Raw genomic sequence first — 10,564 nt, forward strand, 5'->3', positions numbered from 1 at the left:
TGTACATGTAGTGATATGCCCGTTATTGGTTCGCGCATGCCCCGCGCGCCGGCGCCCGCTGAAGTGAAGGAGAGATCCATGAAGGTTCTGATCGTGGGTGGAGTGGCGGCCGGAATGTCGGCCGCGGCGCGTCTGCGCAGGCTGGATGAGCAAGCGCAGATCGTGGTGCTCGAGCGGAGCCCGTATGTGTCCTTTGCCAACTGCGGGCTGCCCTACTATATAGGGGGTATCATCCGGGAGCGAAGCCAGCTTCTCTTGCAGACGCCGGCCTCCTTGAAGGCATCGCTGGATCTGGACGTCCGAACAGGCCATGAGGTTCTGGCGATCGACCGCAAGACCCGGCGCGTGGAAGTTCGGGAGACCACGAGCGGGCGGGTTTACCATGAATCGTATGACAAACTCGTCTTATGTCCCGGGGCGCTACCCTTGCGGCCGACACTGCCCGGAATCGATCACCCCTCCATTTTGGTGTTGCGGAATGTCCCCGATACCGACGCGATCAAGGCCAAGGTCGACGCGGGCGCAAAATCCGCGGTGATTATCGGGGGCGGCTACATCGGGGTCGAGATGGCCGAGAGCCTGAAGGCGCGGGGATTGGAAGTGGATCTCGTCGAAATGCTGCCCCAAGTGTTGCCGCCAATCGACCCGGAGATGGCGTGGCCGCTCGAGGAGCATATGCGCGCGCACGGCGTCCGGCTTCATCTGGGCACCGCGGCCGCGGCGTTCCGGGATGCCGGCGGCGGTCGGGTGCGGACGGAACTTCATAATGGTACCACGATCGAGTCGGATTTTGTCATGTTGTCAGCGGGCGTGCGTCCCGATGTCGAGCTGGCCCGCGCAGCCGGGCTTGAACTCGGGCCGCACGGAGGCATCAGAGTCGATGAGTATCTGCGCACCTCCGACCCAGACATCTACGCTGCCGGCGATGCGGTGGAGACGCCGCACCGCATTTTGGGCGGCTCATGGCTGATCCCGCTGGCGGGGCCCGCCAATCGGCAGGGACGCGTGATTGCTGACAATCTCGCCGGCCGACCGACAAAGTGGATCGGTGCAATCGGCACCTCCATCGTGAAGGTGTTCGATATGGCCGCTGGCAGTGCAGGCGCTAACGAAAAGACGCTGAAGCGCCAAAAAATTCCGTATCGCAAGGTGTACATCCACCCTGGCCATCATGCGGGCTATTACCCGGGCGCGGCGCCGATGCACATCAAGGTGCTGTTCGCGCCGGAAACAGGAAAGATTCTGGGGGCGCAAGTTGTCGGATTTGAGGGCGTCGATAAGCGGCTCGACGTACTGGCGACCGCGATGCAGGCCGGCTTGACGGTCTTCGACCTCGAGCACCTGGAGCTTGCCTATGCGCCGCAGTTTGGTTCGGCCAAAGATCCGGTCAATATGGTCGGGTTTGTCGCGTCGAACGTCCTGCGCGGCGATCTGGACCTTTGGTATCCGGAGGAGTTTCCGGAGAAAACGGGTGACGGAGTTATTCTCGATGTTCGGAGCCCTTCGGAATACGAGCTGGGCCATGTCCCGGGTGCAATAAATATTCCCCTACCGGAATTGCGGTCTCGTGCAGTAGAGTTGCCGCGGACCAAACCTATCTATGTGTATTGCAAGGTCGGATTTCGGAGCTATCTCGCTTCCCGCGCGCTGCGCCAGCGCGGCTTCCACGTCCGCACGCTAGCAGGCGGGTTCGATACCTTCCGCGCCTGGCACCGAGGTTCCCTCGATGATTCCGAAATGCGCAGGGCGGAAGAACATTATGTGGAGCCCGCTTTGTCCGCCAAAGCCTCCGCGCCGCCGCCACCGCAAGCCTTGACGGGGAGAGTGTTTTCTGTCGATTGCTCCGGGTTGCAGTGCCCTGGACCAGTGCTGAAGCTAAATGCCGCGATCCAGCCGCTCGCACCCGGCGACGAGCTGGACGTGACCGTCTCCGACCCCGGCTTTCTGGCCGACGGTCCGGCGTGGTGCCGCGCAAACGGCCACGAGTTGGTTGAGATCCGTGCGGAGGGGCCGGTCGTTCGCGCCCGGATTCGCAAAGGGGCGCCGAAGGCGTCCGCAACGAGCGCGACGGCCGCGTTGCCGAGAAAGCAGGCGATGGTGGTCTTCAGCGACGATCTCGACAAGGCGCTCGCCGCCTTTGTGATCGCGAATGGCGCTCGCGCCATGGGCATGGAGGTCACGATGTTCTTCACCTTCTGGGGGCTGAACATATTGCGGAAGAGCCAGTCGCCCCCCCTAAAAAAGGGCGCGCTGGATCGGATGTTTGGGCTGATGATGCCGCGGGGTGTGGATGAACTGAAGCTATCCAAGATGAACATGCTCGGACTGGGCACAGCCATGATGAAACACGTCATGGCGAAAAAGAATGTCCACAGCCTGTCTCAGTTGATGGAACAGGCAAGGGTTTCGGGCGTAAAACTGGTTGCCTGCACAATGTCGATGGATGTCATGGGGATCCGACGGGAAGAACTGATTGACGGCGTCGAACTCGGGGGCGTTGGGATGTTCATTGGGGAGTCATCGGAATCGAGAGCGACGCTATTTATCGGATGACCGATCTAGATTTTTGACGCAAGCGGTGGACTCGCCTGGAGGCTGAGGAGAGGGGATAAGGGCGAATCAAGCAAGTAGCGGACTCTGAGCGACGTTCCTCGGGATGCGTTTGTAATATCAAAAGATATTTACAAGGATTGGAAGCCGCTGTATCATTATTTAAAAATTCCGAGGAATGTGATATGAGACTAGTTACATTTATTCTAGTATTCTGTGTTTGCGGTAGTTTGGCCGCACGTGCTGCCAATAATGCCCAAGACGACGCGAGCGATTCAATTTACACAGTTCCGGTGCCAAGCTGGACGAATGGTATGAATGGCGGCGTAGGGTTTGGCGCGTGGCAGTTATCGGGAGCAGGTCCTACTTTTGGTTTTTTTGTCTGGAACTCGACACAGAACGGAGATGGTTTCGATAACGGAAACATCGGTGGAAACCCAAGCGATTCGGATATCGATACGGGCGTCATGCTACCCGTTTCATGGGGTTTGTATGCAAGCGGTGGAAGCATTGCGAGTGCACGTCGTTACTTTACCGGCTCGCCTAGTCATCTCGAGCCTGGCCAAGTTTTCTCGGTGGACTTTGATAATGGGTATATCGAGCCGTCTGGTGGGCGAGACCCCAACTACATCAGCATTTCCCTCATCGATTCTATGGGACAAGAGGTGTTGACAGTTGGCTTCACCGGAGGATTGTTAAATTATTGGTGGACCGACTATAACTCAAGTGGCACGACGACGGTGCCATTCGGCGATGAAGGTTTAAATTTTACCGTGACCATCGGATCCACCCCAACCGACTACACAGCAAAACTTACGAGGCGGGACGGAAACAGCTTTACTTGGTCAGGTACGCTTACTGCTCCTGCCGCGGGATTTCTTGCGTATAATCAGAATGCAGGTGGCCCCGTGGGTGGGCCTGCTTTCAATTTATACATCAACAGCATGTCCATAGTGCCAGAGCCCTCTACGGTGGCACTCGCGGCTGTTGGGATTTTGGTTGGCGCGGTGCGATTTATGCGCCGCCGTTCCTGATTGGGTTGAACTCATCCCCTTGAAAAGAAGCCCCGCCAAACGCGGGGCTTCTTGTTTTCAGGTGAAGGCGATGTCGCGCCAATCTTTTGTTGGATGCGGCCCCGATCCATGATGTTGCATTCACCCTGAGCGACGCCTTCCCGGTTGAGAGAGTCCCCTGGACCGGGGATTACCGAAGTGAGGTATTCGAGCGGCTCCGCCCCATCTCCCACCAGATCGGATGAGTCTTGAAGCCGTGGCGTATTCCGGCATACTCTATTAGTGATCAATTGCCATCCATTCGAGTACCTGCGATGAACATTCCGGTGCCAGACGCTGCAAATACGCCATTTGTTGAAGAACTTTTTCGTGATTTTCTCAGGGATCCCAATTCCGTGCCCCCGGCGTGGCGGACCTATTTTGCCGCGATGGATGGGCGCGAGGCCATCTCAGCGGAGAGTCCGACCGAAGAGGAAATTCGGCGCCGAATGTTGGACCGCGCGCGGTTGAGGACGGTTCCCGTGGGGGCCGCGCCGGCGGCTTCACCTCCCGGCGGTTCGGACATGGCGCGCAAGCAGGCGGCGGTGCTCAGATTGATTCACGCATACCGGCTTCTTGGCCATTATCGCGCACAGGTCGATCCGATTAATTTGCGCGGGTTGCCGAATATACCCGACCTGGATCCGGCGTTCCATGGGTTGCGGGAAGCGGATTACGACCTGGTCTTCAACACGGGCAATCTCGGCGGTCGCGCGGAGATGAAGCTTCGCGACATCATCGAGATGCTCCGCGAGACCTACACCGAGCACATCGGCGCCGAGTTCATGCATATCGTGGACGTGAACGAGCAGCGCTGGCTCCAGTCCCGGCTCGAGAGCACGCGGACCAACCCCGATTATCCGGCGGATTTCAAGATACGACTTCTGGAGCGCATCACGGCGGCCGAAGGGCTCGAGCAATATCTGCACGCCAAATATTCGGGCCAGAAGAGATTCTCCCTCGAGGGCGGCGAATCGCTAATCACGGCGCTGGACGAACTGATTCAACGGGCGGGAACACACGGCGTGGAAGAGATCGTGATCGGGATGGCCCACCGCGGACGCCTCAACGTCCTCGTCAACATCATGGGTAAGTCGCCCAAGGAGCTGTTTGAGGAGTTTGAAGGCAAGCACAAGTGGAAGGGCAATTACACCGGCGACGTCAAATACCACCAAGGCTTCTCTTCAGATGTTCAGACGCCCGGCGGCGTGGTGCATCTGGCCCTCGGGTTTAATCCGTCGCACCTCGAAATTATTGATCCGGTTACTTGCGGCTCCGTCCGCGCGCGGCAGGACCAGCGCCAGGATTCCACGCGCACGAAGGTAATGGGCGTGCTGATCCACGGCGACGCGGCCTTTGCGGGCCAGGGCGTCGTCTACGAGACCATGAACCTTTCGCAGACCCGCGGATACGGCACCGGTGGCACAATCCATATCGTGGTAAACAACCGGATCGGGTTCACCACGAGCCATCCGCTGGATGCGCGATCCGCGTTGTACTGCACGGACGTGGGTAAGGTGATCCAGGCCCCCATTTTCCACGTCAACGGCGATGATCCCGAAGCGGTTGCGTTTATTGTTCAGTTGGCTGTGCAATTCCGGATGGAGTTCCACCGGGACGTGATTATCGACCTGGTCTGTTATCGCCGGCATGGCCACAACGAGGCGGACGAGCCGGCCGCTACCCAGCCGATGATGTACAAGAAAATTCGCAAGCATCCGACCACTCGCCAGGTGTACGCCGAACATCTGATCCGACAGGGAATCATCCAGCCGGCCGACGCTGAGCGGATGGTGCAGGAGTATCGGGAAGCGCTCGAGGCAGGACGGCAGGTGGCGCCCAACATCGTTCTGGGCCGGAAAAACAAGTATCGCGTTAATTGGGCGAAATTCCGTGAGGCGAAATGGACGGACGATTACCAGACGGCCGTCCCGGCGGCGCGGATTCGGCAGCTCGGCCAGCGGATGAACGAGTTGCCCGAGGAGTTCGAACTGCATCCACGCGTCGCCAAGATCATCGACGATCGACTCAAGATGGCCTCGGGTGCGCTCCCTATCGATTGGGGATTTGCCGAGATCATGGCCTATGCGACCCTCCTGGTCGAAGGATACCCTGTTCGGCTTTCCGGGCAGGACAGCGGGCGAGGCACCTTCTTCCACCGCCACGCGGTCCTGCACAACCAGCGAAACGGCGATGAATACATTCCGCTCCAGCACCTCTCGGAAAACCAGGCGCCGTTCACGGTGATCGATTCCATCCTTTCTGAAGAGGCGGTACTGGGATTCGAATATGGTTACAGCGCGGCATCCCCAAACGCCTTAGTCATCTGGGAGGCGCAGTTCGGCGACTTTGCCAACGGGGCGCAGGTGGTCATCGACCAGTTCATCGTGGCGGCCGAACAGAAGTGGGGCCTCCTCAGCGGCTTGACCCTGATGCTGCCTCACGGCTGGGAGGGGCAGGGGCCCGAGCACACCTCGGCAAGGCTCGAGCGCTTCCTGCAATTGTGTGCGCAGGACAACATTCAGGTTTGTTACCCCAGCACGCCTGAGCAGATGTTCCACCTGCTGCGCCGGCAGATGCTTCGGCCCTATCGAAAGCCGCTGATCATCATGACGCCGAAGAGCATGCTCCGGCGCAAGATCACCTTTTCCACGCTCGAGGACCTCGCTTTTGGCCGCTTCGATCCCGTCATTGGGGAGATTGATCCCATAAAGCCCTCGGATGTCCGCCGCATCTGCCTCTGCACGGGCAAGGTGTACTGGGACCTTCTCGAAGCCCGGCGCGAGCGGCGCATTCAGGATATTGCGATCGTGCGGATCGAACAGTTGTATCCTTTTCCGCTGGATGATTTGATCCGTGAAATTCAAAGATATCCGCGCGCCCGCCAGGTCTACTGGGTGCAGGAAGAGCCTCAAAACCAGGGTGCCTGGTACCTGATTCAAGACCCGATCCGCCTTGCGATGTTGCCCGGCCAGACACTCCATTATGCGGGCCGAATCCCGATGGCGGCCCCCGCGGGCGGCGATTACAACAAGCATCTCGAACGCCAGCGCAAGCTCGTCGACGCAGCTCTCGCGCCGCGTCCCGGCGAGGAAACGACCCTGCTCACCGCGCAACCGCACCTGCTTGCCGTGTCCGAACCCGCCGTTGCAGGAGGAAAAACCTGATGGCCGCCGTCGAAGTGAAGGTCCCGAAATTCCCCGAGTCCGTTTCCGAGGGCACCCTGTCGCGTTGGCACAAAAAGGCCGGCGATATAGTCAAATCGGGTGAGAAAATCGCAGATATCGAAACCGACAAGATTGTCATTGAGGTGACGGCGCCCGCCGACGGAGTTCTCGTTGAAGTGGCCCAGCCAGAGGGTGCAACCGTCAAGGGCGAGCAGCGGATCGGAAGCGTCGACACGGCCGCCGAACCCGGCACGATGCGTAGCGGCGCGCCTTCAACATCCGCCTTCGAGCCGGCGGCAACGCCAACGATGCCCCCTCCGTCGGGAGATGGATCGCGGCCCTCGCCGACGATGGAGCCCGCCAGTCCTACGCCGATACCCGCTCCCGTCCCCGCGTCCACCCCCGCGGCACCCAGTCCGGAAACGCCTACCCTGGAGACGCCTTCCTCGGACAAGGAATGGCCGTTCGACATTCCAGAGGAGGAATTCAGCCCCGCTGTGCGGCGGTTGATCAAAGAGCACAAGCTCAATCCCGCGGAAATTGCAGGCCATGGCAAGGGCGGCCGGATCACCAAGGCTGACGTCCTCCGCCATTTGGAGCATTCGCCGCACTTGTCCCGCGCTTTCGGCAGCGGAGTCCCTGCCGCGCCGCCCCCCGCGGAGACGCCCGCGTCCACGGGGTCAGCGCCCGCCGAGGCCGCCGGGCCGGTTCCGTCGGCGGATCGCCCGATCGCGCGCGTAAAAATGAGCCGGCTCCGCCAGCGCGTGGCGGAGCGGCTGGTTCAGGCACAGCGCACGGCGGCGATCCTGACCACGTTCAATGAAATCAACATGCAGGCAGTCGTGGACCTGCGCGCGCGTTACAAGGAAGCCTTCGAGAAGGAGCACGGCGTGAAACTTGGTTTCATGTCGTTCTTCGTGAAGGCCGCGGTAGAGGCCCTTGCCCGATACCCAATCATCAATGCCTCCGTCGAGGGCGACGAAATCGTCTATCACCAATATTTCGACATCGGCATCGCGGTCAGTTCGCCGCGCGGGCTAGTGGTTCCAGTGCTGCGCAATGCGGAGAGGCTGTCGATGGCGGACATCGAGCGCCAGATCAACGATTTCAGCGCGCGCGCCCGTGAGGGTAAATTGACCATCGAGGAGTTGAGCGGCGGCACGTTCACCATTTCGAACGGCGGTGTTTTCGGTTCCCTGTTGAGCACCCCGATCCTCAATCCGCCGCAGAGCGGCATCCTCGGTCTTCATCGCATCCAGGAGCGACCGGTTGCGGAAAACGGGCAGGTGGTGATCCGCCCCATGATGTTCGTGGCACTGTCCTACGACCATCGCATCATCGACGGTCGGGAAGCTGTGCTGTTCCTCGTCGCGATCAAGGAAGCCATCGAGGACCCGGCGCGGTTGCTGCTTCAGATTTGAGGCGGCGCGGACTCGCTCCGCGCGGCATTTCCCAGAACGGAGGGGATTTATGAGAAAATTCGATGTTATTGTCATCGGCGCCGGTCCCGCGGGCTACGTCGCGGCGATCCGCTGCGCGCAGCTCGGCTTTGCCACCGCCGTGGTCGACAAATGGATCGGCAAGGATGGGCGACCCGCCCTTGGAGGTACCTGTCTCAACGTCGGCTGTATTCCGTCCAAGGCCCTCCTCGAGTCATCCGAGCAATATGAACAGGCGCGACACGCCCTTGAAAGCCACGGCGTGCGCTTCAAGGGACTTTCGTTCGACGTTGCCGCGATGATCGAGCGGAAGGACAAGATCGTCCAAACCCTCACCCAGGGGGTCCAATACCTTTTCAAAAAGAACAACATCACCTGGATTCCAGGCTCCGCGCGCCTCGCGTCCTCGACGACTGTTCAAGTGGCTCCCTCCGGCGGCGGAGAGATCGAAACTATCGAGGCACGCTACATCATCATCGCCACCGGCTCGGTGCCCCGGGAGCTGCCCCACGTGCCGGTGGACGGAAATCTGATCGTCGATTCCTCCGGCGCGCTCGAATTCAAGGATGTGCCCCCCAATCTGGTGATCATCGGCGCCGGCGTGATCGGGCTGGAGCTTGGCTCCGTCTGGAAACGGCTCGGATCGAATGTGGTTCTGCTCGAGGCCATGGACACATTCCTGCCGATGGTCGACGATCAAATTGCGCAGGCCGCTCACAAGGAGTTCGAACGGCAAGGGCTCGACATCCGTTTGGGCGCGCGCGTACTGTCGGGCAAGGCAGGCAAGCGGAAAGTCACCGTCCAGTACGAGGACAGTAAGGGCTCCCATGAGTTGGAATGCGACAAGTTGGTTGTCGCCGTGGGGCGCCGTCCTAACACGGAAAAGCTCAACGCCGAGGGAATCGGACTGCTGATCGACGAACGCGGCTTCATTCATGTGGACGACCATTGCCGCACAAATATCCCCAACATCTTCGCCATCGGCGATGTCGTCCGCGGGCCCATGCTCGCGCACAAAGGCTCCGAAGAGGGGGTCATGGTCGCCGAGCGGCTCGCCGGCGAGGAGGCGAAGATCAATTACGACGTTATTCCATGGGTCATCTACACTTCGCCGGAAATCGCCTGGGTGGGCAAGACCGAGCGCCAACTCAAGCAAGCGGCGCGGCCCTACAAGACCGGCGTGTTCCCCTTGTCCGCCAGCGGACGCGCCAAGGCGATGGCCGTTTCCACCGGGCTGGTGAAGATCATTTCCGACGCCAAGACCGACCGGATCCTCGGCGTCCATATGTTCGCCCCGGCCGCTTCGGAACTTATTATGGAGGCGGTGGTGCTGATGGAATTTGCGGCGAGCACCGAAGACCTCCAGCGCATCGTCCACGCCCACCCGTCGATCTCGGAAAGCCTGCACGAAGCGGCCCTCGCGGCGGACGGCCGCGCCTTGCATATCTGATGCCATGCGCGTCAGGGCTCCGGCCCGAAGACGGATGGCTCGCGCCGCTTTCAGTCGGGAGGAAAGGCGACGACCTCGTCGATGGATGCCGCGTCGGCGAACAGCATCACAATCCGATCGAATCCCAGCGCGATGCCGCCGCTGGGCGGCATGCGAGCCAAAGCAGCGAGAAAATCCTCGTCGATCGGATAGACCTCTCGACCCCGCGCGCGTCGGATGCGGGCGGCATCCTCGAATCGTAGCCGTTGTTCCTGCGGATCGGTGAGTTCCGAATAGGCGTTCGCCAGCTCGAGCCCGCCGATGTACAGCTCCCAGCGCTCCGCGACGGAGGGATCGCCCGGCTTTCGCCGCGCGAGCGCCGCGGCGGGCGCCGGGTAATCCATCAACACAGCGGGCACATTCCTCGGCAGGGCTGGCTCGACCTTTTCGACGAGATCGAGATTGAACCGGTCTTCATCCCAAGAGGCAACAGGGTCCCATTCCGCCCATCGCAGAAAGGCATCGCGTACGGAGATGCGGAACCAGGGTGCGCCAAGGTCGATCGGCTGGTTTTGGTAAACCAACCGGGGGCCCGACGGATCAGTCCGGTCTGGCAACGACGCGGCCCAATACTTGATCAGGGCCATCGTGTCCTCCAAAATCCCTAGGTAGTCGGCGCCCGCACGATACCATTCCAGCATCGTGAATTCCGGGTGGTGGCGGCCGCCGCGCTCCCCCCGTCGGAAACAGGGCCCGATTTGGAAAATCGCCGATAAGCCTCCCGCGAGCAGACGCTTCATGTGAAGCTCAGGTGACGTCCTCAGCCAGCGGTCGCCCGACGGCTCGGCGTCGATATGAGGCTCAAGGGCCGGTGCGCGTATTCGGATCGGGGTTTCGACCTCGAGAAAGCCTCGGGCGTGAAAAAAC

The 10,564-nt window shown here is 60.6% G+C and carries 6 protein-coding genes; 5 read left to right on the forward strand and 1 reads right to left on the reverse strand.

Features of this window, described 5'->3' with window-relative positions:
- Positions 1–78 precede the first annotated feature (78 nt).
- The 5 genes from NZ740_02600 (at position 79) to lpdA (ending at position 9,658) form a co-directional block, all read left to right on the forward strand.
- Positions 79–2,553 (forward strand): FAD-dependent oxidoreductase, encoded by a 2,475-nt coding sequence (locus NZ740_02600; GenBank protein ID MCS6770899.1) that lies wholly within the window; start codon positions 79–81, stop codon positions 2,551–2,553.
- A gap of 182 nt (positions 2,554–2,735) precedes the next feature.
- A complete protein-coding gene (locus NZ740_02605) occupies positions 2,736–3,584 on the forward strand; it encodes a PEP-CTERM sorting domain-containing protein (GenBank protein MCS6770900.1) in 849 nt (282 codons plus the stop codon).
- Between the two features lie 293 nt (positions 3,585–3,877).
- Positions 3,878–6,769 (forward strand): 2-oxoglutarate dehydrogenase E1 component, encoded by a 2,892-nt coding sequence (locus NZ740_02610; GenBank protein MCS6770901.1) that lies wholly within the window; start codon positions 3,878–3,880, stop codon positions 6,767–6,769.
- Entirely contained in the window at positions 6,769–8,190 is a 1,422-nt protein-coding gene (gene odhB, locus NZ740_02615) for a 2-oxoglutarate dehydrogenase complex dihydrolipoyllysine-residue succinyltransferase (protein ID MCS6770902.1), read from the forward strand. Before NZ740_02610 ends, odhB begins: the two co-directional genes overlap by 1 nt.
- 49 nt (positions 8,191–8,239) lie before the next feature.
- A complete protein-coding gene (gene lpdA / locus NZ740_02620; protein ID MCS6770903.1) occupies positions 8,240–9,658 on the forward strand; it encodes a dihydrolipoyl dehydrogenase in 1,419 nt (472 codons plus the stop codon).
- A 50-nt stretch (positions 9,659–9,708) separates the two neighbouring features.
- On the opposite strand, the gene NZ740_02625 is transcribed toward lpdA, so the two are convergent.
- The coding region (locus NZ740_02625; GenBank protein ID MCS6770904.1) for an EF-P lysine aminoacylase GenX at positions 9,709–10,564 on the reverse strand (856 nt) is incomplete at its 5' end.

The organism is Kiritimatiellia bacterium, from assembly GCA_025054615.1.
GTDB lineage: Bacteria > Verrucomicrobiota > Kiritimatiellia > CAIVKH01 > CAIVKH01 > JANWZO01.

Coding starts and splice junctions, on each gene's coding strand:
- lpdA (MCS6770903.1), top strand. CDS start 8,240: ATGAGAAAATTCGATGTTATTGTCATCGGCGCCGGTCCCGCGGGCTAC.
- odhB (MCS6770902.1), top strand. CDS start 6,769: ATGGCCGCCGTCGAAGTGAAGGTCCCGAAATTCCCCGAGTCCGTTTCC.
- NZ740_02605 (MCS6770900.1), top strand. CDS start 2,736: ATGAGACTAGTTACATTTATTCTAGTATTCTGTGTTTGCGGTAGTTTG.
- NZ740_02600 (MCS6770899.1), top strand. CDS start 79: ATGAAGGTTCTGATCGTGGGTGGAGTGGCGGCCGGAATGTCGGCCGCG.
- NZ740_02610 (MCS6770901.1), top strand. CDS start 3,878: ATGAACATTCCGGTGCCAGACGCTGCAAATACGCCATTTGTTGAAGAA.